This is a genomic window from Nonomuraea sp. NPDC049504 (genome assembly GCF_040676845.1).
Lineage (GTDB): Bacteria > Actinomycetota > Actinomycetes > Streptosporangiales > Streptosporangiaceae > Nonomuraea > Nonomuraea salmonea.
Genome location: NZ_JBFAPT010000005.1, coordinates 375,682 through 400,112, shown reverse-complemented (window position 1 = coordinate 400,112; position 24,431 = coordinate 375,682). Strand labels below are relative to the sequence as shown.

At 69.8% G+C, this 24,431-nt stretch carries 27 protein-coding genes, 2 tRNA genes and 1 other RNA gene; 15 read left to right on the top strand and 15 right to left on the bottom strand.

The features are described from left to right. The first annotated feature begins 145 nt into the window (after window positions 1-145). Window positions 146-1,075, top strand: coding sequence for a hypothetical protein (locus AB0K28_RS13380; RefSeq protein WP_345392985.1), 930 nt, complete (start codon window positions 146-148; stop codon window positions 1,073-1,075). A gap of 108 nt (window positions 1,076-1,183) precedes the next feature. On the opposite strand, the gene AB0K28_RS13375 is transcribed toward AB0K28_RS13380, so the two are convergent. From AB0K28_RS13375 to AB0K28_RS13355, 5 genes are all read right to left on the bottom strand, one after another. Further along, window positions 1,184-2,248, bottom strand: a complete 1,065-nt coding sequence (locus tag AB0K28_RS13375) for an aspartate-semialdehyde dehydrogenase (protein WP_364368842.1) — start codon at window positions 2,246-2,248, stop codon at window positions 1,184-1,186. Next, a complete protein-coding gene (locus AB0K28_RS13370) occupies window positions 2,245-3,519 on the bottom strand; it encodes an aspartate kinase (protein WP_364368839.1) in 1,275 nt (424 codons plus the stop codon). Before AB0K28_RS13370 ends, AB0K28_RS13375 begins: the two co-directional genes overlap by 4 nt. An 84-nt stretch (window positions 3,520-3,603) precedes the next feature. After that, a complete protein-coding gene (locus AB0K28_RS13365; RefSeq protein ID WP_345392988.1) occupies window positions 3,604-4,134 on the bottom strand; it encodes a DUF5063 domain-containing protein in 531 nt (176 codons plus the stop codon). Beyond that, window positions 4,127-4,726 (bottom strand): recombination mediator RecR, encoded by a 600-nt coding sequence (gene recR, locus AB0K28_RS13360; RefSeq protein ID WP_219508192.1) that lies wholly within the window; start codon window positions 4,724-4,726, stop codon window positions 4,127-4,129. The genes AB0K28_RS13365 and recR overlap by 8 nt, the downstream gene beginning before the upstream one ends. 2 nt (window positions 4,727-4,728) lie before the next feature. Continuing rightward, a complete protein-coding gene (locus AB0K28_RS13355; protein WP_345392995.1) occupies window positions 4,729-5,079 on the bottom strand; it encodes a YbaB/EbfC family nucleoid-associated protein in 351 nt (116 codons plus the stop codon). Window positions 5,080-5,505: 426 nt separating this feature from the next. Between AB0K28_RS13355 and AB0K28_RS13350 the strand changes: the two genes are divergently transcribed. Next, a complete protein-coding gene (locus tag AB0K28_RS13350) occupies window positions 5,506-6,942 on the top strand; it encodes a GAF domain-containing protein (protein WP_364368835.1) in 1,437 nt (478 codons plus the stop codon). A gap of 230 nt (window positions 6,943-7,172) precedes the next feature. Here the strand turns inward: AB0K28_RS13350 and AB0K28_RS13345 are convergent, their stop codons facing one another. Both AB0K28_RS13345 and ffs read right to left on the bottom strand, forming a co-directional pair. Then, the gene (locus AB0K28_RS13345; protein ID WP_364368832.1) at window positions 7,173-9,707 is read right to left on the bottom strand and encodes a DNA polymerase III subunit gamma and tau; all 2,535 of its coding nucleotides are present in this window, start codon (window positions 9,705-9,707) and stop codon (window positions 7,173-7,175) included. Window positions 9,708-9,738: 31 nt separating this feature from the next. Then, window positions 9,739-9,834: signal recognition particle sRNA small type (gene ffs, locus AB0K28_RS13340), an RNA gene on the bottom strand. 105 nt (window positions 9,835-9,939) lie between these two features. On the opposite strand from ffs, the gene AB0K28_RS13335 reads away from it, so the two are divergent. From AB0K28_RS13335 to AB0K28_RS13325, 3 genes are all read left to right on the top strand, one after another. After that, window positions 9,940-10,024: transfer RNA gene (locus tag AB0K28_RS13335), tRNA-Ser, on the top strand. Window positions 10,025-10,272: 248 nt separating this feature from the next. After that, complete coding sequence (locus AB0K28_RS13330) at window positions 10,273-10,839, top strand: hypothetical protein (protein ID WP_364368829.1); 567 nt, start codon at window positions 10,273-10,275, stop codon at window positions 10,837-10,839. Window positions 10,840-10,920: 81 nt separating this feature from the next. Further along, complete coding sequence (locus tag AB0K28_RS13325; RefSeq protein ID WP_364368826.1) at window positions 10,921-11,364, top strand: HIT family protein; 444 nt, start codon at window positions 10,921-10,923, stop codon at window positions 11,362-11,364. Window positions 11,365-11,368: 4 nt separating this feature from the next. Here AB0K28_RS13325 and AB0K28_RS13320 read toward each other — a convergent pair whose 3' ends face one another. Continuing rightward, window positions 11,369-12,010 carry a LysE family translocator gene (locus AB0K28_RS13320; RefSeq protein ID WP_364368823.1) on the bottom strand — a complete coding sequence of 214 codons (642 nt, stop codon included), beginning with the start codon at window positions 12,008-12,010 and terminating at the stop codon, window positions 11,369-11,371. Between the two features lie 98 nt (window positions 12,011-12,108). Between AB0K28_RS13320 and AB0K28_RS13315 the strand changes: the two genes are divergently transcribed. From AB0K28_RS13315 to AB0K28_RS13305, 3 genes are all read left to right on the top strand, one after another. Further along, window positions 12,109-13,059 carry a neutral zinc metallopeptidase gene (locus AB0K28_RS13315; RefSeq protein ID WP_364368820.1) on the top strand — a complete coding sequence of 317 codons (951 nt, stop codon included), beginning with the start codon at window positions 12,109-12,111 and terminating at the stop codon, window positions 13,057-13,059. A 73-nt stretch (window positions 13,060-13,132) separates the two neighbouring features. Beyond that, on the top strand, window positions 13,133-13,963 hold the full coding sequence (locus AB0K28_RS13310) for a neutral zinc metallopeptidase (protein ID WP_345393027.1): 831 nt from the start codon (window positions 13,133-13,135) through the stop codon (window positions 13,961-13,963). 48 nt (window positions 13,964-14,011) lie between these two features. Continuing rightward, window positions 14,012-14,308, top strand: a complete 297-nt coding sequence (locus AB0K28_RS13305; RefSeq protein ID WP_345393030.1) for a type II toxin-antitoxin system VapB family antitoxin — start codon at window positions 14,012-14,014, stop codon at window positions 14,306-14,308. Window positions 14,309-14,469: 161 nt separating this feature from the next. Here the strand turns inward: AB0K28_RS13305 and AB0K28_RS13300 are convergent. The 4 genes from AB0K28_RS13300 to AB0K28_RS13285 form a co-directional block, all read right to left on the bottom strand. Beyond that, window positions 14,470-14,559 (bottom strand) — tRNA-Ser (locus AB0K28_RS13300). A 10-nt stretch (window positions 14,560-14,569) separates the two neighbouring features. Then, window positions 14,570-15,007, bottom strand: coding sequence for a tRNA adenosine(34) deaminase TadA (gene tadA / locus AB0K28_RS13295; protein WP_345393033.1), 438 nt, complete (start codon window positions 15,005-15,007; stop codon window positions 14,570-14,572). Between the two features lie 14 nt (window positions 15,008-15,021). After that, on the bottom strand, window positions 15,022-15,498 hold the full coding sequence (locus AB0K28_RS13290) for a tRNA adenosine deaminase-associated protein (RefSeq protein WP_345393036.1): 477 nt from the start codon (window positions 15,496-15,498) through the stop codon (window positions 15,022-15,024). Window positions 15,499-15,516: 18 nt separating this feature from the next. Beyond that, window positions 15,517-16,026, bottom strand: a complete 510-nt coding sequence (locus AB0K28_RS13285; protein ID WP_345393039.1) for a tRNA adenosine deaminase-associated protein — start codon at window positions 16,024-16,026, stop codon at window positions 15,517-15,519. 498 nt (window positions 16,027-16,524) lie between these two features. On the opposite strand from AB0K28_RS13285, the gene upp reads away from it, so the two are divergent. From upp to AB0K28_RS13250, 7 genes are all read left to right on the top strand, one after another. Beyond that, the gene (upp, locus tag AB0K28_RS13280) at window positions 16,525-17,163 is read left to right on the top strand and encodes a uracil phosphoribosyltransferase (RefSeq protein ID WP_355417477.1); all 639 of its coding nucleotides are present in this window, start codon (window positions 16,525-16,527) and stop codon (window positions 17,161-17,163) included. A gap of 211 nt (window positions 17,164-17,374) precedes the next feature. Beyond that, on the top strand, window positions 17,375-17,599 hold the full coding sequence (locus AB0K28_RS13275) for a hypothetical protein (protein ID WP_345393042.1): 225 nt from the start codon (window positions 17,375-17,377) through the stop codon (window positions 17,597-17,599). 80 nt (window positions 17,600-17,679) lie between these two features. Next, entirely contained in the window at window positions 17,680-17,856 is a 177-nt protein-coding gene (locus AB0K28_RS13270) for a hypothetical protein (RefSeq protein WP_345393045.1), read from the top strand. Next, window positions 17,853-18,386: a PH domain-containing protein gene (locus tag AB0K28_RS13265; protein WP_364368810.1), complete on the top strand. Its 534-nt coding sequence runs from the start codon at window positions 17,853-17,855 to the stop codon at window positions 18,384-18,386. Before AB0K28_RS13270 ends, AB0K28_RS13265 begins: the two co-directional genes overlap by 4 nt. A gap of 97 nt (window positions 18,387-18,483) precedes the next feature. After that, window positions 18,484-19,827: a helix-turn-helix domain-containing protein gene (locus tag AB0K28_RS13260; protein WP_364368807.1), complete on the top strand. Its 1,344-nt coding sequence runs from the start codon at window positions 18,484-18,486 to the stop codon at window positions 19,825-19,827. Window positions 19,828-19,927: 100 nt separating this feature from the next. Then, window positions 19,928-20,602, top strand: a complete 675-nt coding sequence (locus AB0K28_RS13255; protein WP_355417489.1) for a FadR/GntR family transcriptional regulator — start codon at window positions 19,928-19,930, stop codon at window positions 20,600-20,602. A 25-nt stretch (window positions 20,603-20,627) separates the two neighbouring features. After that, window positions 20,628-21,095, top strand: a complete 468-nt coding sequence (locus AB0K28_RS13250; RefSeq protein ID WP_364368803.1) for a MarR family winged helix-turn-helix transcriptional regulator — start codon at window positions 20,628-20,630, stop codon at window positions 21,093-21,095. On the opposite strand, the gene dnaN is transcribed toward AB0K28_RS13250, so the two are convergent. The 3 genes from dnaN to AB0K28_RS13235 all read right to left on the bottom strand — a co-directional run bounded on the left by dnaN (window position 21,073) and on the right by AB0K28_RS13235 (window position 24,336). Further along, entirely contained in the window at window positions 21,073-22,170 is a 1,098-nt protein-coding gene (gene dnaN / locus AB0K28_RS13245) for a DNA polymerase III subunit beta (protein WP_364368800.1), read from the bottom strand. The genes AB0K28_RS13250 and dnaN overlap by 23 nt on opposite strands. 82 nt (window positions 22,171-22,252) lie before the next feature. Then, complete coding sequence (locus AB0K28_RS13240) at window positions 22,253-22,903, bottom strand: response regulator transcription factor (protein ID WP_345393051.1); 651 nt, start codon at window positions 22,901-22,903, stop codon at window positions 22,253-22,255. Beyond that, the gene (locus AB0K28_RS13235) at window positions 22,900-24,336 is read right to left on the bottom strand and encodes a histidine kinase (RefSeq protein ID WP_364368797.1); all 1,437 of its coding nucleotides are present in this window, start codon (window positions 24,334-24,336) and stop codon (window positions 22,900-22,902) included. The genes AB0K28_RS13240 and AB0K28_RS13235 overlap by 4 nt, the downstream gene beginning before the upstream one ends. Window positions 24,337-24,431: the final 95 nt, after the last annotated feature.

Here is a 24,431-nt window from a genome sequence, read left to right as displayed (position 1 = left end):
TAGGTCATGGAGCCGCACGGTGATCACCGCCACAAGGCAAAGTTGCACTCGCGGTGCGAGTTATCTCCAGTGAATGGTGGGATTGTCGTTTCAGGCGGAAGGGCTATTTCCGCGAAAAGGCATCGACATGTGGATACGTGGAACAGTGCGGCTCCTGATAGTCGCGCTCCTCGGCATTCAGATCACCATAATCGCGCTGGCCACCGCTGCCGCCGCCGCCACCTACCCCGAAAAGGTGCCGGCACCGAGCGGCCTGCACGGGCCCGGCGGCTGGGAGCACAGCCCGGCCGTGCTGAGCGCGGTCTTCTCCGACGCGTACCAGATCGGGCCGCGCATCGCCTGGGCGCACCGGCGGCTGATCGAGGCCCGCGCGGAGCTCGGCGCGATGAGCGAGTGGCCGTCGTGGGACGAGAGCGACGACACCCAGGAACCCGCGTGGGAAGAGGCGTCCGACCTCGTGGAGCCGGCCAGGCCGGCCGCCGTCGAGGCGGTCAGGACCGGCGTCGCGGAGACCAAGGCCAAGCCGGTCAAGCCCAAGGCACGCCCCAAGGCGCTGCCAGGGGCCAGGAAGGCGCACAAGCAGCGCGTCCACACCAGGGCCGCCACGATGCCTCGTATGCGGGCACACGCCGCGCAGCGGCACGCTCAGGTCGATCTGACCCGGGTCCTGCCCAGGACGGCCGCGGTGACGATGTCCCACACGACCGCCGCCCACTGGCTCAGGCACGCCGGGCTGAAGACGAAGTCCACCGGCCGCTGCACCAGCAAGCACATGCGCCACTGTACGTCGCTGGAGCGCGTACGGACCGGCACGATCGCTGAGATCATCCGGCTGAAGCACAAGAGCGGCTGCCCGATCCTGGTGACCGGCGGCACCGAGCACGGCCACGCGCCCGGCCACTACAGCCACGGCAACGGCTACAAGCTGGACATCGCCCACAACGCCTGCATCGACCGGCACATCCACAAGCACTACGACAAGGCCGGCGTACGCAGCGACGGAGCCCGGCTCTACAAGGGCTCAGGCAAGGTCTTCGCCGACGAGGGCGACCACTGGGACATCCTCTTCCGGTGACAGGGCCGCGGCTCACGCAGCCGCCGGAAAAGAAAGTGACGCCGCACGAAGACGTACGGCGCCACCTCGAAGAACGGCTCAGCGGAACACGGCTTACCGGAACACGGCTTACCGGAACTCGGCCGCCACCAGCTCGGCGATCTCCGCCGCGTTGAGCGCCGCGCCCTTGCGCAGGTTGTCACCGCAGACGAACAGGTCGAGCGTGTTGGGGAAGTCGATCGCCTGACGGACACGACCGACGTAGGTCGGATCGGTGCCCACCACGTCGACGGGCGTCGGCCAGACACCGTTGGCCGGGTCGTCCATCAGCACCACCGTCGGCGCCGCCTCAAGCACGCGGTGCGCCTCGGCGACCGTGATCTCGCGCTCGAAGCGCGCGTGCACGGCCAGCGAGTGGGTGGTGATCACCGGCACGCGCACGCAGGTCGCGGAGACCTTCAGGTCGGGGATGCCGAGGATCTTGCGGGACTCGTTGCGGAGCTTGAGCTCCTCGGAGGCCCAGCCGTCACCCTTGTCGGAGCCCGCCCACGGCACCACGTTGAACGCGATGGGTGCGGGGAACGGCGAGTCGGCCGGCAGCTTGTCGACCAGCGCCTTGCGGACGTCGCCCGCGCTCTGCCCCACCGTACGGTCACCGGCCAGCGCCTCGATCTCGTCGTAGAGCCGCGCGGAACCCGCCACGCCGGCCCCGGACACCGCCTGGTAGGAGGCGACGACCAGCTCCTTGAGCGTGAACTCGGCGTGCAGCGCCCCCATGGCCGCCATCATCGACAGCGTCGTGCAGTTGGGGGTCGAGACGATGCCCCGGGGCCGCTCACGCGCGTCGAGCGGGTTGACCTCGGGCACCACCAGCGGAACGTCGGGCTCCATGCGGAACGTGCCCGACTTGTCGATGGCGATCGCGCCGCGCTCGGCCGCGATCGGCACCCACACGGCCGACACCTCGTCGGGGACGTCGAAGATGGCGATGTCGATGCCGTCGAACACCTCGGGGGCCAGCGCCTGCACCACGACGTCCTCGCCGCGTACGGACAGCACCTTGCCCGCCGAACGGGCCGAGGCGACGAGACGGATCTCGCCCCAGATGTCCTCACGCGTCGACACGATGTCGCGCATGACGGTGCCCACGGCGCCGGTCGCGCCGATCAGGGCCAGATTGGGCCTCTTGCTCATCGTCCTGAACCTCCGTACACCACGGCTTCGACCTGGTCGGCGTCGAGGTCGAAGGCGCGGTGGGCGGCCGCCACGGCCGCGTCGACACCGTCCTGCCCGACCACAACAGAGATGCGGATCTCCGAGGTGGAGATCATCTCGATGTTGACCCCCGCGTCGGCGAGGGCCGCGAAGAACGTCGCGGTGACGCCCGGGTGCGAGCGCATGCCCGCGCCGATCAGCGACACCTTCCCGATCTGGTCGTCGAACAGCAGCGACTCGAAACCGATCCGGGGCTGGATCTTCTTCAGCGACCCCAGCGCCGTCTGGCTGTCGGCCGTAGGAAGCGTGAAGGAGATGTCGGTGCGGCCCGTGGCCGCGGCCGAGACGTTCTGCACGATCATGTCAATGTTGATCTCGGCGTCGGCCAGCGTTTTGAAGATCGTCGCAGCCTCGCCGACCTTGTCGGGCACCCCGACAACAGTGATCTTGGCCTCGCTCCGGTCGTGCGCCACGCCGGAGATGATCGGCTGCTCCATCTCGGTTCCTTCGGTGTAAGGGTCGGCTACGACCCACGTGCCTTCCTTGGTGCTGAACGAACTGCGTACGTGGATCGGCAGGGAGAAGCGGCGCGCGTATTCGACGCACCGCAGGTGCAGGATCTTCGCGCCGCAGGCCGCCATCTCCATCATCTCGTCGTACGAGATCCGCGGAATCTGGCGAGCCGCGGGCACGATGCGCGGATCGGCGGTGAAGATGCCGTCGACGTCGGTGTAGATCTCGCAGACGTCGGCCTCGAGCGCCGCCGCCAGGGCGACCGCCGTGGTGTCGGAGCCGCCCCTGCCGAGCGTCGTGATGTCTTTGGTGTCCTGCGAGACGCCCTGGAACCCGGCCACGATCGCGATGTGGCCCTGGTCGATCGCCTCCTTGATGCGGCTCGGCGTCACGTCGATGATGCGCGCCTTGCCGTGCGTGGAGTCGGTGATCACGCCCGCCTGCGAGCCGGTGAACGAGCGGGCCTCGTGGCCGAGGTTGGCGATCGCCATCGCCAGCAGCGCCATCGAGATGCGCTCGCCCGAGGTCAGCAGCATGTCGAGCTCGCGTGCAGGAGGCAGCGGCGACACCTGCTCGGCCAGGTCGAGCAGCTCGTCCGTCGTGTCGCCCATCGCGGAGACGATCACGACCACGTCGTTGCCGGCTTTTTTCGTCGCGACGATCCGCTGCGCGACCCGCTTGATGCAGGACGCGTCGGCGACGGACGAACCACCGTACTTTTGCACAACGAGCGCCACGAGAGTCTCCCGGTTTGGACTGTGAGCTGCCAGTCTATCCGGGGCGTCTCGTGCGGCTGGTGGGTCGTACCAGTATGTGGATACTCAGACCGAGGTCGTTTCCTCCGCCACGTCGAGACGGGAATGCGCCGCGAGGGCCTGCAGCGCGCGCATCGCGGCGCCCGCGTGGTTGCCCCACGTGTTGAAGTAGGAGTATTGCCACCACCACAGCGCCTCGTGCGGCCGGCCCGCGTGATAGTGGCGCAGCCCGTGGATGAGGTCGGCGGCGACCGCGGTCAGGTCGTCGGAGAGCCGGTACGGCGTGACGGCCGTGTCCTTGTACGGGTCGAACACCTCGACGTAGTCGTCGACCGCCTCCAGCCGCTCGGCCAGCGCCGTGCGCACCCCGTCGATGTCGGGGTCCTCGCTCATCGGCGGCTCGTAGTTGCCCGACAGGATCACGTCGCGGTTCGCGCCCAGCTTGGCGCCCGCGAGGCTCACCTGGGCGACCTCCACCAGCAGGATCGACCAGATGGCGTCGCCGCCCTCGCCGCCCGCCATCCTGGTCAGACCGTCCACGTAGTTCTGCGCGTGCCCGGAGATCTCTTCCGCCAGAGCACTCCACTGGTCAGACATCCAGCAGCCTCCGTCCTTCGAACGCGCGGCCCAAGGTGACCTCGTCGGCGTACTCGAGATCACCGCCCACAGGCAGACCGCTGGCCAGTCGTGTCACTTTGACGCCCATCGGCTTGACCAGACGGGCGAGGTAGGTAGCCGTCGCCTCGCCCTCGAGGTTGGGGTCGGTGGCGAGAATGAGCTCGGTGACCCGGCCGTCGGCCAGGCGCGTCATGAGCTCACGGATGCGCAGGTCGTCGGGGCCGACCCCGTCGATGGGGCTGATGGCGCCGCCCAGCACGTGGTAGGTGCCGCGGAACTCGCGCGTCTTCTCGATCGCCACGACGTCCTTCGACTCCTCGACGACGCAGATGACGTGGGTGTCGCGGCGGGCGTCGCGGCAGATGCGGCACTCCTCCTCGGAGGCCACGTTGCCGCACACGCGGCAGAAGCGCACCTTCTCCTTGACCTCCAGCAACGCGTGCGCCAGCCGCTTGACGTCGGCTGGATCGGCCGCCAGCAGGTGGAACGCGATCCGCTGCGCGCTCTTGGGACCGACGCCGGGCAGCAGCCCCAGCTCGTCGATCAGGTTCTGGACGACCCCTTCGTACATGCCTAGAACCCTGGCAACTGTCCGAGGCCGCCGCCGCCCAGCCCCTGCGCGAGCGGGCCGAGCTTTTCCTGCTGCAGGTCGGCGGCCGCGCGTACGGCGTCGCGGACGGCCGCGATCACCAGGTCGGCGATCGTGTCGGCGGTGTCCTGCGCGTCGCTCGCGTCGATCACACTCGGGTCGATCTTGAGCTCCAGCAGCTCGCCCGAGCCGTTGACGACGGCCGTGACCAGGCCGCCGCCGGCCGAGCCCTCGATCTGCGCGTCGTTGAGCTCCTGCTGGGCGCTCACGAGCTGCTGCTGCATGAGCTGGGCCTGCTCCAGCAGCTGCTGCAGGTTGACATCCCCTGGGTTCACCGTCGTGCGCTCCTCGTGGCTCCGCGTTCTTGACTGCCACGAGCCTACGGTGTTTGGGCGGCGTCATGTACTGGGGTGTCCCCTTGTTTCGTGGCCTTTTCCCCGTACGAGATGCGAATTGCGCTCCTCGATGCCCCTCATGGCGGGCTTTTCCGGTGTGGAAGCGCCGTCCTGACCAGGCCCTCATGACCATGTTCTGTCGTGTGTCGGCGTGTTCTGGCCGGATCTCGGCCCCCCTCCAGCGTCCGAGACCCGGCCACCACGTCGGCGGAGCGGCCGCACCACGCCGACGCGTTGGTCAAGAAAGCTAGCGGGGGCAACGTTGCACACACGTTGCGTTCATTCAATCACCCTCCGCAATCCCCCGAACGACTTGCGCTTATGGCTCATAAGACGGATGCTCTACTTGACTACTTGGAGTGACCGATGAGTTACCCCCATCTCGACGCGTACTCCCGCCTGCTGCGCGGGGCCTACGAAGCCGTCGCCGCCGGCCAGAGCTGGCCGCACGCGCCCCGCCGCCTGATCAAGGCATCCTGGCTCCGCTCGCTCGACGCCGGCATCGATCTCGAAGGCACGAGCGCGCCGCTCGTCATCGACCCCTCCCACATCAGGGACCTGCGCGACGACCACCCGCTGCGCCCGCTGCTCCCGCTGCTCGCCCAGACCCTGGCCGGGCTCGCCGACGCCAGCGGCCACGTCATGATCGTCACCGACGGTGACGGGCACGTGCTGTGGCGCGAGGGAAACCACACCACGCTGTCGCGCGCCGACGGCATCGGCCTGGCCGACGGTCACCAGTGGAGCGAGCAGCACGTCGGCACCAACGGCATCGGCACCGCGCTCGCCACCGGCCGGCCCGTCCACGTCTTCTCCGAAGAGCACCTCATGCGGGTGCTGCACGTCTGGTCCTGCAGCGCCGCCCCCATCACCGACCCCGACTCCGGCCGGGTCATCGGCTGCGTCGACATCAGCGGCACCTCCCGCAGCCTCCACCCCGCCACCGTCGCCCTCGTCGCCACCACGGCCAAGCTCGCCGAGACGCAGCTCGCGCTGCGCATGCACGAGCGCGACGAACGCCTGCGCCGCCGCTACGAGTCGCTGCGCAGCCGGCCAGGGGTCCTGCTGTCGGCCACCGGCCGCGTCATCTCCGGCGACCCGGCCGGCGACCTCGGCGAGCGCGTCCACCTCGACGAGCGCACCCACTTCGCCGGGCGGCGCATGATCCTCAGGGACGGCAGCGTCGCCCTGCTCGAGCCCTTCTCCGACGGCTACCTCCTGCGGCCCGCTCTGCCCACCGCCCCTCCGCTGCTCACGCTTTCCTTCCTCGGCGAGCGCCCGCCCTCCGCCTCCTACGGCGACCGCGACCGCCCCTTGTCGCTGCGGCACGCCGAGATCCTCACGCTCCTCGCCCTCCACCCCCACGGCCTGACCGCCGAGCAGCTCTCCTTCCACCTCTACGGCGACGACGGCAACCCCGTCACCATCCGGGCCGAGATCCACCGGCTCCGCGCCCAGCTCGGCGACGCCATCGCGGCGAAGCCGTACCGGCTGACCTGCCCCGTCGAGGCCGACTTCCTCGCGCTGCGCCGCCTGCTGCCCGCCGGCGACCCCGCCAGCCTCGCCCGCTCCTACCCCGGCCCGCTGCTGCCCCGCTCGGAGTCACCGGAGATCCGCCGCGAACGCGACGAACTCGAAGCCCAGGTCCGCGCCTGCCTCCTGCGGCACGGGACACCCGAGGACTTGTGGACGTACGCACAGACCTGCAACGGCCGCGACGACTACGAGATCTTGGAACGCCTCGCCGCCCTCCCCCCGACCGACCCCCGCAGCGCCGCCGCCCGCTCCCGCCTGCTCTCCTGACCCCGCCCACCACCGGCTACGCGAAACCCCGCCGCGCTCAGCCGACCCGCCTCCGGCCTAGGAGCCACTCCTCTATACGGCAGCCACCTGCGGCCCCGGCCGCCCGACCGAGCTACCAGACGGACCGCGCCCCTCCTACCGGGCAGTCGCCTGCCGGCTCGGCCGCCCGCTGCGGCCCGCAGTCACCCTCCCCCTCTTCTCAAGACGCCCGCCGAAGCGCCCGGCGAGGGTCAGGGGTGATCGATCTCGCCGATGACCTTGGCGCCCAGTTCGCGTTCGAGGAGGGCCATGCCTGAGAGGGCGACCGTGTCGGCGTCGGCGTCGTTGAGTGGGTCGACGTCGTCGGAGTCGGTGGCCTTGGTGCCGCGGCCGGGGATCGCGCTCGGCCACGCGGACGTCGACATGGACGTGGACGCGCCGCCCCTGGCGCCCGGGGCACGGGGACCGGCCGCGGCCGCGGCCTTGGCGGCCGAACGGGCGGCGGCGAGACCGCTGCCCGGACCGCTGGAGACGCGCTGCCCGGCGGGGACGGTCTGCGTCAGGTCAGGCCCGGGTGGGGAGCCGGGGCCCGGGTCGTCGTCGGGGGCGTCGGGCCAGGACTCGTCGGTGGTCGCGGGGGCCGCCGCCGATGGGCCGGCCGGAGGCTGGTCGGCGTCTTGCCCGCCGCCGTCGTCGGAGGACCCGTGTGAGGCCGTACGTCCCTGAGAGCCGGACGCGCCCTGCCCGCCGCCCTGAGCGGCGTCCGAGGCCCCGGGCGAACCGGCGGACCCCTGCGCGCTCTGGACGTTCGGCCCGTGCCCGCCGGAGGGCCCGTGACCACCCTGAGCACCGTTCGCCTGACCGCCCGGCGCACCCTGATGACCGCTCGCCTGACCACCGGACGCACCCTGATGGCCGTTCGCCTGACCGCCGGGCGTGCCCTGAGGACCCCCTTGCGCAGGGGGACGGGCGGGGCCACGGGACGCCTGCGGCATCGGGGAGCCCCCGACCACGGCCTCGACCCGCCACGTGCCGCCGAGCACGTCGCCCAGCGCGGCGGCCACGACGGCGTCCTTGCCACCGCCGGTGAAGTTCTTCATCGCACCGACCTGGGTGAAGCCGAGCGTGACGAGGTTGCCCTCCACGCCGACCACCTGAGCGTTGGTGCTCACGTTGGCCCAGACGACGATGCTGCGCTGCTTGAGCGCGGCCAGCACGGCGGGCCACTGCGACTGGAGACCACCGGCTCCGCCGGCGCTCGGGGCCGCGGCCGGAGGCGTACCGCCGGAAGGAGCCGCACTGGCGGCGGCGCTCGATGGAGCGGTCCCTGCGGACGCCGCACCGGCCCCCGGACGAACCGCCTCGGGCCAGTCATCACCGGAAGCCTGCCCGGCGCCCTTCGCGTCTCCGTCCGACCCGCCGGGACCCGCCACCTGAGCCCGCGCACCCGCCCCCGGCCCCTGCGCACCGGCAGCGACGGGAGCGTGCGCAGCGGAGGCGCCAGGCGTGGCAGAGGGGGCGGAGGAGGCAGGAGCCGTCGCGGCCGCCGCGGGGGCGTGAGCCACGGGCGCGGCGGAAGGAGCGGGGACGGCCGGGGCGGCTGCGGCGCGGGCCGCCATCTGGGCCACGGTGCCACCGCGTTCGAGCCGCTCGAGCCGCGCGAGCAACGCCCCTTCACCCTGCTCGGCGCCGGGCAGCAGCACGCGCGCGCACATCAGCTCGAGCAGCAGCCGCGGCGAGGTGGCGCCGCGCATCTCGGTGAGGCCCGCGTTGAAGACCTCGGCCGCGCGGGTCAGCTCGGCCGGGCCCATGGAGGACGCCTGCTGGACCAGGCGTTCGAGCTCGTCGGCCGGCCGGTCGAGCAGCCCGCTGGTGGCCGCCTCTGGGACGTTCGCCAGGATCACCAGGTCGCGGAAGCGTTCGAGCAGGTCGGAGGCGAAGCGGCGGGGGTCGTGGCCGCCCTCGATGACCCGGTTGACCGTGTGGAAGACCCGTCCGCCGTCACGGGCCGCGAACGCGCCGACGACCTCGTCGAGCAGGTCGCCGTCGGTGTAGCCGAGCAGGGAGACGGCCTTGGCGTAGGTGATGCCGTCGTCGTCGGCCCCGGCGAGCAGCTGGTCGAGGATCGACAGGGAGTCGCGGGCCGAGCCGGCGCCGGCGCGTACGACGAGGGGCAGCGCGGTGGGCTCGAAGGGCACGTTCTCGGAGGTGAGGATCTCCTCCAGCAGCCCCCGGAGCGTCGCGGGCGGCATGAGCCTGAACGGATAGTGGTGGGTACGCGACTTGATGGTGCCGATGACCTTTTCCGGCTCCGTCGTCGCGAAGATGAACTTCAGGTGCGGCGGGGGCTCCTCGACGAGCTTGAGCAGCGCGTTGAAACCCTCGCGGGTCACCATGTGCGCCTCGTCGATGATGTAGATCTTGTAGCGCGCGGACACGGGGGCGAAGAAGGCCCGCTCACGCAGGTCGCGCGCGTCGTCGACGCCACCGTGCGATGCGGCGTCGATCTCGATGACGTCGAGGTGGCCGGGGCCGGTGGGGGCGAGCGCGACGCACGACTCGCACTCGCCGCAGGGGTCGGGCGTCGGGCCCTGCTCGCAGTTGAGCGAACGCGCCAGGATGCGCGCGCTGGAGGTCTTGCCACACCCTCGGGGGCCGCTGAAGAGGAAAGCGTGGTTGATGCGGCCCGTACGCAACGCCTGCCGCAGCGGGTCGGTGACGTGTTCCTGACCCTTGACCTCGGCGAAGGTCCCGGGTCGGTACTTGCGGTAAAGCGCAAGGCTCATGCGACCATCCCGCCTGCGAGGGGGCTCTCAACGAAGAGACCCCCCGCACACCCGCCAGAGCCCGCTTATCCTTGCTGCCTTCCGGCCCTGGGGAGGTTCACAGGATGACGCCGCGCGAGGGGTCCCTGGACAGTCTAGCCGGATGCCGCAGTGCTCGCTCCACCCCGCGCGAACCCGCCCGGCCGGAAATTCATGGTCTTGGCACCCCTGGAAGTCCGGTAAGCTCGTCGGCGGAGGATTCGCCTAGTGGCCGAGGGCGCACGCTTGGAAAGCGTGTATAGGGCAACCTATCGGGGGTTCAAATCCCCCATCCTCCGCGCCTGGTTGAGGCAGTAACGCGAAGGGGCCGACCCCATCCAAGTCGGCCCCTTCGTCGTTCCCGGCCTCGGCCGCATGCAGCGGAGCCGGCGCTCGATCCGCTCGGCGCCGACCACTTCACCGACGGCTCCCGGCCGTGAACGATCTGCCGGCGAACTCCAGCTGAAGTACCGCGTGACGAACTGCAGGACCGCCCCCCGGGGGGTGGTGTCATGATCTCGGTGGCGCCTCGTCGATGGGATCCCCGATGCCTGCTCGCTCGCTCGTGCTGCTGATCGCCGCGCTCTTATTGGGCGGCCTCGCGGCCTTCGCATACGTCCAGGACTCGAGCCTGGTGCTCCTGCGGGAGCATCTCAATCATCCGTTCGCGTTCAGCGTGCTGGCCTGCACGCTGGTCGTGCTGGCCGCGCTCGGGCTCCGGTGGAAGTGGCTACGGGCACTGGTCATCATCCTCGCCGGGCTGGCCGGGAGTGGGGCGCTGCTCATCGGCCTGTTCCTCGCCGCACTCGGCTCGCAGGAGGACATCGGCTTCGTGGACGGCCCTGACCCGTACCGGGTCCGGCTCCAGCAGTCGATGGCCGGGCTCGGGCCGGACAGCATCACGTGGCTCAGCCTGCGCAGGGACGACGGGCTCCTCAGCAGGGAGTGGCACGTCGCCTGCTTCAACGGTGACGACCCGGCCGACGCCTACGAGTCGGTCAGGTGGACGGGGACGAGTTCATTCGAGATCAGAGTGAACGATGAGCGGACGTTCCCCGTGTCCCTGGATCCCGCATCCGGCCGACCCAAGACCACGGTCGCGGTCAACTGCTGACAGCGGGCCGGACGACGCCGTTCGCTGAGCCCCTGACACCATGATCCGCAGCCGAGACGAACGCCACTGGGAGGTGCCCCCGTGCACAACCACGCACCCGTCGACTACGACTGCCCGTTCTGCGACCTCCCCTCGGAGCGCGAGCCCGACGTGGTCTACCGCGACGAGCGGGTCTTCGCGATGATCTGTCCGCGCTGGTGGCCGCGGAACCCGGGGCACCTGCTGATCATCCCCGTCGCCCACCACGAGAACCTGTACGACCTCCCCGCCGCCGACGGCCACGCCATCTTCGACGCCACCCAGCTGCTGGCCCGCGCCATGCGCACCGCGTACGACTGTGCCGGCGTCTCCACCCGCCAGCACAACGAGCCCGCGGGCAACCAGGACGTCTGGCACTTCCACCAGCACCTCTTCCCCCGCTACCCGGGCGACGACCTCTACCGCACACCCCCGCAGCCCGACTGGCTCCCCGCCGACCGCCGCCGCGCCTACGCCGACCTGCTGCGCGCGGCACTCGCCTCGTGAGCGTTCAGGAGGCCACGATGGCCTTGGAGCGGTCGGTGGCCATGGTGACGGCGAAGACGCCGAGCACCGTGCCGGTGAGGTAGCGCTGGACGCGGACCCAGACGGGGCGGCGGGCGAGGAACGCGGCGAGGCTGCCGGCCGTGATCACGATCAGGCCGTTGACCAGGGTGCCGATGGCCACCTGGACCGAGCCGAGCGCGATGCTCTGCAGCAGGACGTGTCCCATCGACGGGTCGATGAACTGCGGGAGCAACGACAGGTACAGGATGGCGATCTTGGGGTTGAGCAGGCAGGTCAGCAGGCCCATCGTGAACAGCTTGCCGGGGCGTTCGACGGGCAGCTCGCGCGGCTCGAAGGCGGAGGCGCCGCCCGGGCGGACGGCGTTCCAGGCCAGCCAGAGCAGGTACGCGGCGCCGGCGAGCTTGAGCGCGGTGTAGGCGGCCGGTACGTACGCGAAGACCGCCGTCAGTCCGAGGCAGGTCGCGATGAGGTACGTCGTGAACCCGAGGAACACCCCGACCAGCGAGATGAACCCCGATTTGCGGCCCTGGGTGATCGAGCGCGACACCAGGTAGATCATGTTGGGCCCGGGCGTCAGCACCATGCCCAATGAGACCAGCGCGATCCCGATCATGCCAGCAGTCATAGCGGCAGAGTAACTGACATATCGGGAAAAATCGCATCCGTACAGATTGCTCTGCGTAATCATTCCACTACGGGGCAGGACTGCGGCCGGAGGCTTCGATGCAGTTCGACGACGACAAACCGCTCGACCCGTCGCAGGTCGAGGACGCCCGCGCGTCGGGCCCCCGGCCCGGCGGCGGGTTCGGCAGGATGCCCGGCGGCTGCATGTTGCCGATCAGCGGCCGGGGCGGCGGGTGCCTGCTGCTCATCCTGGCGGTGGGGGCGATGTTCCTGTTCGGCATCATCCCGACGTCCTTCACCGGAGATCCTGGCGAGCAGGGCGATCCGGGCGGGCAGGGCGGCGGGCAGGCGCCGAGCGCCCCCGCCACCGGCAACCTGGCCGAGCGCTGCAAGACCGGCGCCGACGCCGACCAGTCGGAGGACTGCCGGGTGGTCGGGACGGTCAACAGCATCCAGACGTACTGGCGGCGGGCGCTGCGCGACGGCGGGGAGACGTACCGGCCGGCCAAGACCGTGCTGTTCACCAGGGCCATCGAGACGGGCTGCGGCGCGGCGGACTCGGCGGTGGGGCCGTTCTACTGCCCGGCCGACCGCCGGGTCTACCTCGACCTGACCTTCTTCGACACGCTCCAGCGCGACTTCGGGGCCGAGGGCGGGCCTTTCGCGCAGGCGTACGTGATCGCCCATGAGTACGGACACCACGTACAGAACCTGCTCGGCACCATGGACCAGCGGGGCCGCGACAGCCGGCCCGGCGCCGACAGCCCTTCCGTACGTCTGGAGCTCCAGGCCGACTGCTACGCCGGCGTCTGGGCCCGCAACGCGGTCAAGACCGGCTTCTACGAGCAGCCGTTCTCGCAGAACGACATCCAGCAGGCGCTCAGCGCGGCGGCGGCCGTCGGCGACGACAGCATCCAGCGGCGCTCCCAGGGCCGCGTGACGCCGGACGCGTTCACGCACGGCACGTCGGAGCAGCGCGAGAAGTGGTTCAGCACCGGGTACGACAGCGGCGACCCCCAGCGGTGCGACACGTTCTCCGGGCGGATCTGAGCCTGGCTCGATAGAGAGGTCCTGGTTCGGGGCAGTCTGTCCTGCGGGCAATACCCCAGAAAGGGATGTCAGCATGGACTTCAGGGACCAGGCGGACCTCGACGCCTCGCAGGTGGAGGACGCGGGAGGAGGCGGCGGCTTCTCCGGCTTCTCCGGTTTCCCCGGGGGTGTGGTGGTCGGCGGTGGCGGGATCGTCGGCCTGATCGTGCTGGTGCTGGTGTTCGTCCTCAACAACGTGAGCGCCGAGCCGGGGCAGGGCAGGCCGCCCGCCGATCTGTCGGCGCGGTGTCAGAAGGGCAAGGACGCGGACCAGTCGGAGAAGTGCCGGGTGGTGGGCGTGGTCAACAGCATCCAGGACTACTGGAAGCAGGACATTTCGGAATATCGGGCGGCGAAGACCGTCCTCTACTCGGGACGGTTAAGGACCGCCTGCGGCTCCGCGAGTTCCTCCGCCGGCCCCTTCTACTGCCCCGGCGACCAGCGCGTCTACCTCGACCTCAGCTTCTTCGACCAGCTCCGATCCCAGTTCGGCGCCAAGGGCGGGCCCTTCGCGCAGGCGTACGTGATCGCCCACGAGTACGGACACCACGTACAGAATCTCCTCGGCGCCCTCGACGGCGGGAGCTCGGTCGCGGTCGAGCTGCAGGCCGACTGCTACGCCGGCGTCTGGGCCCGCAACGCGGTCAGCACCGGCTTCTACGAGCAGCCCTTCACCTCCGCCGAGATCTCCGAGGCGCTCGACGCCGCCGCGGCGGTCGGCGACGACAGCATCCAGCGGCGCACGACCGGAAGAATCGATCCTGAATCGTTCACCCACGGCAGCTCAGGGCAGCGCGTGGCCGCGTTCAAGCGCGGATACGAAAACGGCGCCCCCACCGACTGCGATCTCCAGAACCCGGCCTGACGCGACCGGACAACGCGAGGAATCGGATTCTCTCCTAAAATCGGGGGGGTGATCTTCAAGCTGGTCGGCGACGGACGCCCTTATCCCAACCACGGTCTGACGAACCGCGATTGGGCCCAAATCCCTCCACGGCAGGTCCGGCTCGACTCGTTGATCACCACGAAGGCCATGCTGGACCTGCACTCGCTGCTCGCGGCCGACTCCACGTTCTACGGGGATCTCTTCCCGCACGTGGTGCAGTGGCAGGGCGAGCTCTATCTGGAGGACGGCCTGCACCGAGCGTTGCGGGCCGCGCTGCACCAACGATCGATCCTGCACGCCAGGGTCCTCGAACTGCCCAACTGAGAAAGGGGGGCGCCGCGAATCTCGCGGCGCCCCCTTTGATTTTTTTCCGCCAACATCATTTTCCGGCCGTGAACGACCGGTGAACACGATTACGGTTGTCGCCCGCCGCATGGTCCTCGGACATGCGAAAGGGCCCCCGAGATCTCGGAGGCCCTTCGGCGTGGCGGTGGTGGTGGGATTTGAACCCACGGATGAGTTGCCCCATCACACGCTTTCGAGGCGTGCGCCCTCGGCCACTAGGCGACACCACCGCGGAAGAGCTTACCGGATCCTGCGCGTAGCGAAGAACCGCTTTAGGGCCGCACCGCACTCTTCTGCGAGCACGCCCATGACGACCTCGGGCCGATGATTGAGCCTGCGGTCGCGTACGACGTCCCAGAGCGAGCCCACGGCGCCGCCCTTCTCGTCCGTGGCGCCGTACACGATCCGCTCCACCCTGGCCAGCACCGCGGCGCCCGCGCACATCGTGCACGGCTCCAGCGTCACCACGAGCGTGCAGCCCCCGAGCCGCCACTCGCCGCGCCGTGCGGCGGCCGCGCGCAGCGCGAGCACCTCGGCGTGGGCCGTCGGGTCCGCCGTGGACTCGCGATCGTTGCCCGCCCTGGCCAGCACCTCGCCGTGCTCGTCGAGCACGACCGCGCCGACGGGGATCTCACCCCTCGCGGCGGCCGAACCGGCCTCCGCCAGGGCCAGACGCATGGCGTCCTCGTACGTCACCGCAACCGGTCGAGCTCGTCCGCGAACGACAGCCGCTCGGCGATCACCGACAGGATGTCGGCCGGCAGCATGCCCTCCTCCATGCTCAGCTCAAGCAGCTCCTCGGAGCTCACTCCCAGGTCGCTGAGCAGCTCGAAGTCGCCCGCCGGGCGTACGCCGAGCCCGTTGCCCTCCTTGTCGGGCGCCACCCCGGCGAACTCGGCGAACAGCTCGCCGAGATTGTCGGCCACGACGGCGTGCACGTCGGACAGGAAGACCCGCGGCTCCTCGATGCCGTGATAGCGGGCGATCGCGAACCACTCGTCCTCGACCTCGACGCACAGCAGGGCTAGCTCGTCGCCGGAGAGTCCCAGCGTCTCCGTGACGGCGTCACCGAAGTCGTCGACGATCTCGGCGTCCCCGAGATCGACCTCGGCACCGTTCCAGCCGTCAGAGGTCCTGACGAAGGCCGCAGAGAAGGTGTTGGACGCCATGTCCGCGCTCCAGGGGGGTCAGCCGAAGACCGATTCGATGGCACGCTCGAACGGCTCGGAGAACCCCAGCCGCGCGGCGATGCTGGACAGCACATCTTCGGGAAGCAGGTCAATGTCGCCGGAGAGGATGCCCAGCTCCATCTCGTCCAACCCGAGATCGGCGAAGATCGACAGATCTCCTGCGGGGAGCACGGTCTCCTCGTCCTGGAGGATCTCGTCGAGCTCCTCCTCGTCCGGCACGGGGACGTCGAGGTAGTGAAGGACCTGACGGGCCAGCGGGAAGTCCCACGAGGCGGCGATGTCGGACAGGAACACGTCGACCCGGTCGCCGATGACCCTGAGCGCCACGAAGAACTCGTCGCCGACCGCGATCAGCCCGATCGTGCCGCTCTCGCTCGGCTGCTGCTTCAGGGCATGGATGAGCCCGTGCAGGTCGGACGTGAGCGTGACCGGCAGGAGCTCGGCCTGCCAGCACTCGTCCTCGCGATAAACCACGATGGCGAAGTCGAGAGCGTCTTCGTCTGTCATCGCCATCCCCACCCGACCTCTGACACGGCAGATATCACCAGGACCCAATCGTTCCAGAACCGGCCACCGGGCGTGTGCCTCTCCGACCAAATTGTGATCAAAACCAAAGATGTGATGCCCCCGCACCCCTCCCGTCACGTTCGACCCTCCCCGCCGCGCCGGTTCCCGGCCTTCGGGGGGAGGGAGGAGGAAGCGCAGCCCAGCGCCCCCACCCGCACGCCTGCCACTCCCCGGCCGCGAGACTTCCCGTCCTTTGAGAAGGAGAGGAGGCCACTCCCCCGGGCACGCGGCTCTCCGTCCCTTGGAGAGGAGAGCCACTCTCCCGGACGCGGGACTTCCGTCCTTTGGGCAGAAGAGGAGGCCGCTTCCCCGGAACGGGGGACCTTCCGGCCTCCAAGGAGGGGCGGAGGCTGGTCTTTCCCGTGCTGCTGGCATGGCGGGTTGAGGGGCTGGTGGGGGGTCGATAGCAGGGTTGGGCAGGAGATAGCGTTGGGTGCCATGGAGACCCTCGTCGTCGATCATCCGCTCGTGGCCCACAAACTCACCACGTTGCGTGATGTCCGCACCGACTCGCCCACCTTCCGCAGGCTCGCGGACGAGCTGGTGACGTTGCTCGCCTACGAGGCCACGCGCGACGTCCGGGTCAGCGAGGTCACCGTGCAGACGCCGGTGGCGCAGGCCGAGGGGGTGCGGATGGCGAAGCCGTACCCGCTGGTGGTGCCCATCCTGCGGGCCGGGCTGGGCATGCTCGACGGCATGATGCGGCTGCTGCCGACGGCCGAGGTCGGGTTCCTCGGCATGATCCGCAACGAGTCGACGCTGCAGGCCGAGACGTACGCGACGCGCCTGCCCGACGACCTGTCCGGGCGCCAGTGCTACGTCGTCGACCCCATGCTGGCCACCGGTGGCACGCTGGCGGCGGCGGTGCAGTTCCTGTTCGACCGGGGCGCGGTCGACGTCACGGCCCTGTGCCTGCTGGCGGCCCCCGAGGGGCTGGCGTACATGGACAAGGTGTTCGCCAACTCCGGCAAGCCGATCCGGGTGGTCACGGCGGCCCTGGACGAGCGGCTCAACGAGAACGGTTACATCGTTCCCGGGCTCGGTGACGCCGGCGACCGCCTCTACGGCGTCGTCTGACGCACTCTCCGAGCCTCACCCCCACGTCCGAACCCCCGCCCCACGAGCCTCACCACGCGCCGCCCCCTCCGGAGCGGCGCCCATCCGCCCCGGGAAAGTTCTCTCGGAAAAGTCCACGACCCGTCACGACACGTCATCACTTCGTTACATACTGTGGTTGGGTGGGTACGAAGAGACTGGAAGACATCTTCCGCATGCGCGTGGGGGCACGATGAGCGAGCACACCGAGGCGGACCCGACTCCGTACGCCGACGTGGAGACGGTGCTGTGCGACGAGTTCGCCGGCATCCACTCCGCGACCACGGTAACGCGCTGCGTGGAGGCGGCGCACTACGGCGCGCTGGAGGTCACCGGCTACGCCCATCCGAGCCTCGTGGAGCGCATCGCGCGTAAACATCTACACGTCCTGGCTCTGGTGGCCAGCGACCGCGGCTAAGCAAGATCAGAACTTACCTGCCAAGTTACCTTTACCCCGGCATCCGGGTGGGTAATGTATAGGGCGGGTGGAGTGGGTAAGTGGGTACGGAGGCGACGGTGCAGGTCAAAAAGGTCCTCACATACGGTGGTATCGCATTTGTTGCGTACTACCTGTTCGCGCGACCAGCTGACGCCGCAGACGCGGTGAAGGGAGCGTTCGACACGGTGTTCAACGCGGCCGACTCGCTGGCCCAATTCGTGAACAGCCTCTCATGAGACTTGTGACCCACGGGGACTCTGCTCCATCGTCGGTCAACCGCTACCTCCTCCCCCAGGAACAACAGGTCATCATGGTGCGGCGGCATCCCGCCATTCTGCTGCGCCCGGTCGCCGAGGTGCTCGGCGGCCTCATCGTCGCCGGGCTCCTCAGCAGATTCTTCGGCGGTGGCGAGGCGGGCGGCACGGCCCTGGTCGTCGTCTGGTGGTTGTGGCTGCTGTTGCTGATCCGCTTCGTGTGGAAAGCCGCGGAGTGGTCGGTCGATTACTTTGTGGTGACATCCAAGCGAATGCTGCTCACCACCGGCCTCATCACGCGCAAGGTCGCGATGATGCCATTGGGCAAGGTCACCGACATGAGCTTCCAGAGATCTCTGCTTGGGCGCATGCTCGGTTACGGTGAGTTCATCCTCGAATCGGCCGGTCAGGATCAGGCTCTGTCAACGGTCGAATACATTCCGTATCCGGAGACGCTCTACCTAGAGGTCTGCCAGATGCTTTTCCCCGGCAAGGACGACGGGGACGATTAATCTCGACGTGGTCAAATTCTTCACGCGGGGATACCAGATTCGGGTACTTCATGCAATCATTGCGTGTTGTTGACCCTTCCCCGCCTTGAGAGATGAGATGCCGAGTCAGGGAACCATCGGTGACCGCGTCCGTGGATTGCGGCTGAACAGGCGGATGTCTCAGGCCCAGCTGGCCGGACCCGACCTGTCGGACAGTTATGTCTCGCTCATTGAGTCGGGTAAGCGTACGCCGACTCCTGTGGTTGCCCGGCTCCTGGCCGAGCGGCTCGGATGCACGACGGAGTTCCTCCTTCACGGGATCGAGCCTCGCCAGCGCATCGACACCGAGCTCGGCCTGCGCCATGCCGAGCTAGAACTCCAGCACGGCGACCCCGCCACCGCCGCGGACCGGTTCACGGAGATCGTGAAGGCCGCGGACGAGGAGAACGCGATGCTGACCGCGCAGGCGCGGTTCGGCAGGGCGCGTGCCCTCGAGGCCCAGGGGCGGCTCGGGCAGGCGGTGGAGGCGTTCGAGAGGCTGCGCAGAGAGGCGGCGGCTCACCCTGAGCGGCTGGCCGACCTGCCGCTCACGATCGCGTTGAGCCGCTGCTACCAGCAGGCCGGCGACCGGCTGCGGGCCCGCGACCTCGCGGCCACGGCGCTGGCGCAGGCCGAACGGCTGCGGATCACCCAGGGCGAGCTGGCCGTCGAGCTGGCCGCGGCCCTTGTCGAGGCGCGTGGTGAGAGCGAGACCGACTCCCCCGCGCTGGCCTACGTCAAGCAGGTGCTCGACACGGCGGGCGTCCCTCAGGTTGTGGACCGTTCCGCCGAGATCCGGGCTCTGTGGCACGCGAGTGCCGCCGCCGCGGCGGGCGAGGACTCCGCGCTGGCCGTCGCGCTGGCCGACGACGCCATCATGGCCGGGCGGCCGACCCGGCTCGCGCTGGTGCTGGCCGGGGCCGCCATGCACTGGGCCAGGATGGGCGTGGGACCGATCGAAGAGGCCGAGCGGCTGGCCGGCGAGGCCGTCAGCGCGTTCTCCGTCTTCCCCGCCACGGCGCGCGAATACGGCGAGAGCCTGATCGTCCACGCGCGGGTGAAGCTGCGTGCCGGCGACCTGGTGGGCGCGGGCGAGCTGGCCGTCAAGGCGTCCGGGCTCGACCACGACGGCAGCGGCACCACCGCGGCCGAGGCGCACCTGGTGCTGGCCACCGTCGCCTTCGAGCAGGCGGGCGACGCCTCCGGTCAGCTGCGCGACGCGTACGAGCTGCTCGACACCCTCGACCGGCCGGTGTTCGGCTCCGATCGGCAGGCCGCGCGGTGCTGGCGTGAGCTGGGCGACCTTTATGGCAGGGGCGAGTCCAGGGCACTTCAGACGGCGGCATATCGTAAAGCCCTCGAAGCTGCCGGAGTTCGCTCCGCCATGGCAGGGGTGACGATTGACGCCACAGTTTCTCGCTGACCCTCCGGGAGCTCCAGATTTGGCCTATTGAGTCTGGAATAATTAGGGTCTACCAGTCATTGACTCATAGGATGATTGGCTTTCCCGGAGGAGGCGGACTGTGAGTCTGCGTACGGCGCAGCGGGCTTCGCTCGTCGACCAGGTGATCGATCAGCTCAAAGAGCAGATCACCTCAGGGTCGTGGCCGATGAACGGCAAGATCCCGACCGAGACCGCGCTCGCCGAGCAGCTCGGAGTGGGTCGCAACACCGTTCGGGAGGCCGTGCGCGCGCTCACGCACGCCGGATTGCTCGAGTGCCGTCAGGGGGACGGCACTTACGTCCGCGCGACGAGCGAGCTGTCCGGCGCGATGCTGCGACGGCTGCGCCAGGCGGAGCAGCTGGAGATCCTCGAAGTACGCCGTGCGCTGGAGGTCGAGTCCGCCCGGCTGGCCGCCACCCGGCGTACGGATGAGGATATCCGGCGCATCGAGGCGGCGCTGGCCGAGCGGGAGCGGGCCTGGGAGCTCGACGACCCCGACTTCTTCGTGGAGGCCGACCTGGCCTTCCACATGGCGGTCGCGCACGCGACCCACAACCTCGTGCTGATCGACCTCTACGAGGACTTCTCGGCGGCCCTGCGGGCCAGCATCACGGCCGCGGGCACGTCGCTGAACAAGAACTACATCCCCCACGAGGCCATCGCCAGGGCCATCGCGGCCGGCGACGCCGCGGCGGCGGAGCGTGCCGGTCACGCCTGCATGGAGCACATCCTCATCGCGCTCACCGAGTCCTGAGCCGCTCGCGGGGAGCGCGGGGAGCATGGACAGGAGCCGGCGCACCCAGGAGGACCCCGATCTGGGGATGCTGAGCGGGCGCACGTTGTTCGGGCTGCAGCGGGAGCTGTTCGCCGCGCTGGCCGAGCAGGGACATCCGGGGCTGCGGCCGCGCCACGGCGCCGTGCTGGCCTACCTCGACGACGACGGCAGCCGCGCGACGGACCTCGCCGCGCGCTCGGGCCGGCACAAGCAGGTGATCGGCACGCTGGTGGACGAGCTGGTCGAGCTCGGCTACGTGGAGCGCCGGCGCGACCCCGCCGACCGGCGCGCCAAGCTGATCGTGCCCACCGAGAGGGGGCGCGACTTCATCGTGCGCTCCGACGCCATCCTGGCCGAGCTGGAGGCGGCCCACGCGCGGGCCGTGGGCGAGCAGGCGTACGCGGAGTTCAAGCGGGTCTTCAGGCTGGTCGCCGCCCGTCAGGCGGCGCTCACGTCTGACGCAGGGACATGACGAGGTAGCGGAAGGCCGGCTGGGCGTCGCCCGGCACGTCTTGGATGAGCGCGGGCCTGGTGGGCGACTCGAGGTTGATGCGGGCCAGCTCGGTCTCGATGCCGGTGAGCCCGTCGAGCAGGAACTGCGACTGGAAGGCGATCTGGATGTCGTCGCCGCGCAGCTCGCACGGCACGACTTCGGTGCCGCGGCCGATGTCGCCGCCGCCCGCCTGGATCAGCACCTGCCCCTGGCTGAACGACAGCCGCACCGCGGTGTTGCGTTCGGCCACGAGGGCCACCCGCTTGATCGCGTTGACGAACGGCGCCACCGCGATGTCGGCCCTGATCGACCACTCGGACGTGAGCCGCGCGCGGTAGTCGATGAACTGCTCGTCGAGCAGCCGCACGGTGGTGCTGCGGCCGACGCTCTCGAACCCGGCGACCCCGTCGCCCATGGCCACGGAGACCTCGCCGCCGCGCAGCGACTTGGCCACCTCGACGAGCACCCGGGCGGGCACCATGGCGGAGACGGCGACGTCGGGGGCGGCCGGACGCCAGGTGAAGTCGCGGGCGGCGATGCGGTAGCGGTCGGTGGCGGCCATGGCCACCGACTCGCCCTCGATGTCGACCCTGATGCCGGTGAGCATGGGCAGCGTGTCGTCGCGGCTGGCGGCCGGCGCGACCTGGCCGACCGCGGAGGCGAACACGCCGCCGCCGATGGCGCCGATGGCCGGCGGCATGGCGGGCAGGGCGGGGAAGTCTTCGACCGGCATGGTGATGAGGCCGAACTCGGCGCTGCCGCAGGTGAGCACCGCCTCGGCGCCCTCGGTGACCAGCTCGACGTCGTCGGCGGGCAGGCTGCGGCTGATCTCGGCGAGCAGCTTGCCGGGGATGAGCACGCGGCCCTCCTCGGACACCTCGGCCTCGATCGCGGCGCGCGCGGAGACGTCGTAGTCGAACGCCGACAGGGTGAGCTCGTCGGTCGCCTCCAGCAGCAGCCCGGACAGCACGGGCACCACGGGACGGCTGGGCAGGACTCGGGCAGCCCATGCCACCGCATCTGCCAGAACATCGCGGTTAACCCGGATTTTCACCTCATACCACCTTCTCGTCGCCGCCTGCCCTATGAAAATAGCCGGTGCCACCGACAACTCAGCGCAGTTCGGGGACAGGCGGTCAGCGGCTGTTGAGGTAGGCGAGCACGGCGAGCACCCGCCGGTTGTCGTCGTCGGACGGCGCCAGGCCGAGCTTGGCGAAGATGGAGGCCGTGTGCTTGGCCACGGCGCTCTCGCTCAGATAGAGGCGCTGGGAGATCGCCGCGTTCGAGCGTCCCTCTGCCATGGCCTCCAGGACCTCGCGCTCGCGTGGGGTGAGGCCGCCGAGCGGCTCCCGCTTGGCGTTGCTGGCCAGCAGCTTCGCGATCACCTCCGGGTCCATGGCGGTGCCGCCTGCGGCGACCCGGCGTACGGCGTCGATGAACTGCTCGGCGTTGAAGACGCGGTCTTTCAGCAGGTAGCCGATGCCGCCTGAGCCGTCGGCCAGCAGCTCGCGGGCGTAGAGCTGCTCGACGTGCTGGGACAGCACGAGGATGGGCAGCCCGGGCACCTGCCGCCTGGCCGTGAGCGAGGCCTGCAGGCCCTCGTCGGTGAGGGTGGGCGGCAGCCGTACGTCGACGATGGAGACGTCGGGGCGCAGCTCCAGCAGGCCCTTGAGCAGCTCGGGCCCGCTCTCGACGGCGGCGACGACGGTGAATCCGTGGGCCTGCAGCAGGTGGACGAGGCCGTCACGGAGCAGGTAGAGGTCTTCTGCGACGAGGACGCGGTTCATGGTTTCCAGGGCTTGACGAGCGTGAGCGGGGAGAAGTCTTGCATGAGACGCCCGTGGTCGTGGGTCGCCGGGATGCGGATGGCCATGACGTGCATGAAGACACCTACCGCGATCATGCCGATGATCGTCGGCCACTGCCAGGGCAGCGGCAGGTGCAGGGCGAGGAACCAGGTCTTCTCCTCGACGCCGAAGATCTTGAAGACGGCCGCCACGATCCCCTGGGGGAAGGTGGGGCACCAGGCCGTGGCCCAGAGGGCCGTCACGACGACCATCTTCCAGCGCGGCATCTTGCGGGCCGCGGCCTCGGGCACCGGCAGCACGCGAGGCAGCTCCATGGTGACCGTGGTCGGGCCGCCCGGCGGGCTGCGCAGGGCGAGCACGCCGTCGAAGGCCGCGATCCGCCGCTCGATGCCGGACAGGCCGCTGCCCTTGGACGGGTCGGCGCCGCCCATGCCGTCGTCCATGACCGTGACGCGCAGGTCGGCGCCGTGGGCGCTGATGTCCACGCTGACCTTCTGGGCGTCGCCGTGCCTGGCGGCGTTGGTCAGCAGCTCGCTGATCGCGAAGTAGACCGCCGCCTCCACCGGCGCCTCCGCCCGTTTCGGCAGGTCGGCGTCCACGGTGACGTGCATCGGGTGGTCCATGGCGAGGGCGCGTACGGCGTCGATCAGGCCGCGCTCGGCCAGCACCGGCGGGTGGATGCCGCGGATGACCCTGCGCAGCTCGGTCAGCGTCTCCGACGAGGCGTCCCTGGCCCTGGCCAGCAGCGCCTTGGCCGCGGCCGGGTCCTTTTCCACGAGCTCCTCGACCGCGCCCAGCGTCATGCCGATGGCGACGAGCCTGGCCTGCGTGCCGTCGTGCAGGTCGCGCTCGATCCTGCGCATCTCGGCCGCCTGGGAGTCGGCGGCCAGGTTGCGGGTGCGCGTGAGATGGCTGACCTGGCCGGCCAGGCGGCTGGCGGCGGTGGCGTCCAGCAGCAGCCGGCACCAGCGGGCGTAGATCGCCAGGCCGCGCCTCGGCACCAGCAGGAGCGCCGGGAGGAGCAGCAGCTTGACCAGCGGGTCGAGCAGCATCCAGCTCTGGTCGCGCCAGGTGCCCGGGTCGCCGAGCAGCCACTTGAACCGGTTGTTCCACTCGGGCACGCGGGGCGTCTTGTAGAGCGTACGGTCGGCGCGGTAGAAGCCGTCGGGCTGCGGCACGGGAGGCGGGGGCGCGGGCAGGTAGGGCGACTCGATGGTGACGCCGAGCCGTTCGGTGACCAGCCTGCGGTGCAGCTCGGCCATCCGCCTGACCAGCATCACCTGCGTCGGATACAGGAACACCATGCCGAGCGCGAACGACAGCATCAGCAGGAAACCGCTCACGACGATCATGGGCACCTGCAGGACACCGAGTGCCAGCAGCGTGACGACGTGACCGTACCTCTTGAGCATGACATCAGTCTGCGGCACCAGGAGGGGTCAGGTCACTGCACCTAAGTACACCCTTGCCGGGCATCTAGCGAGATTCCGCCCTCTTGTCCGCGTCC

What these genes read in the sequence shown, in the direction of transcription:
- AB0K28_RS13375 (WP_364368842.1), bottom strand. Translation starts at nt 2,248, where the DNA reads ATGAGCAAGAGGCCCAATCTGGCCCTGATCGGCGCGACCGGCGCCGTG.
- AB0K28_RS13365 (WP_345392988.1), bottom strand. Translation starts at nt 4,134, where the DNA reads ATGTCTGACCAGTGGAGTGCTCTGGCGGAAGAGATCTCCGGGCACGCG.
- recR (WP_219508192.1), bottom strand. Translation starts at nt 4,726, where the DNA reads ATGTACGAAGGGGTCGTCCAGAACCTGATCGACGAGCTGGGGCTGCTG.
- AB0K28_RS13350 (WP_364368835.1), top strand. Translation starts at nt 5,506, where the DNA reads ATGAGTTACCCCCATCTCGACGCGTACTCCCGCCTGCTGCGCGGGGCC.
- AB0K28_RS13345 (WP_364368832.1), bottom strand. Translation starts at nt 9,707, where the DNA reads ATGAGCCTTGCGCTTTACCGCAAGTACCGACCCGGGACCTTCGCCGAG.
- AB0K28_RS13330 (WP_364368829.1), top strand. Translation starts at nt 10,273, where the DNA reads ATGCCTGCTCGCTCGCTCGTGCTGCTGATCGCCGCGCTCTTATTGGGC.
- AB0K28_RS13320 (WP_364368823.1), bottom strand. Translation starts at nt 12,010, where the DNA reads ATGACTGCTGGCATGATCGGGATCGCGCTGGTCTCATTGGGCATGGTG.
- AB0K28_RS13315 (WP_364368820.1), top strand. Translation starts at nt 12,109, where the DNA reads ATGCAGTTCGACGACGACAAACCGCTCGACCCGTCGCAGGTCGAGGAC.
- AB0K28_RS13310 (WP_345393027.1), top strand. Translation starts at nt 13,133, where the DNA reads ATGGACTTCAGGGACCAGGCGGACCTCGACGCCTCGCAGGTGGAGGAC.
- tadA (WP_345393033.1), bottom strand. Translation starts at nt 15,007, where the DNA reads ATGCGTCTGGCCCTGGCGGAGGCCGGTTCGGCCGCCGCGAGGGGTGAG.
- AB0K28_RS13290 (WP_345393036.1), bottom strand. Translation starts at nt 15,498, where the DNA reads ATGGCGTCCAACACCTTCTCTGCGGCCTTCGTCAGGACCTCTGACGGC.
- AB0K28_RS13285 (WP_345393039.1), bottom strand. Translation starts at nt 16,026, where the DNA reads ATGACAGACGAAGACGCTCTCGACTTCGCCATCGTGGTTTATCGCGAG.
- upp (WP_355417477.1), top strand. Translation starts at nt 16,525, where the DNA reads ATGGAGACCCTCGTCGTCGATCATCCGCTCGTGGCCCACAAACTCACC.
- AB0K28_RS13275 (WP_345393042.1), top strand. Translation starts at nt 17,375, where the DNA reads ATGAGCGAGCACACCGAGGCGGACCCGACTCCGTACGCCGACGTGGAG.
- AB0K28_RS13265 (WP_364368810.1), top strand. Translation starts at nt 17,853, where the DNA reads ATGAGACTTGTGACCCACGGGGACTCTGCTCCATCGTCGGTCAACCGC.
- AB0K28_RS13260 (WP_364368807.1), top strand. Translation starts at nt 18,484, where the DNA reads ATGCCGAGTCAGGGAACCATCGGTGACCGCGTCCGTGGATTGCGGCTG.
- AB0K28_RS13250 (WP_364368803.1), top strand. Translation starts at nt 20,628, where the DNA reads ATGGACAGGAGCCGGCGCACCCAGGAGGACCCCGATCTGGGGATGCTG.
- AB0K28_RS13240 (WP_345393051.1), bottom strand. Translation starts at nt 22,903, where the DNA reads ATGAACCGCGTCCTCGTCGCAGAAGACCTCTACCTGCTCCGTGACGGC.
- AB0K28_RS13235 (WP_364368797.1), bottom strand. Translation starts at nt 24,336, where the DNA reads ATGCTCAAGAGGTACGGTCACGTCGTCACGCTGCTGGCACTCGGTGTC.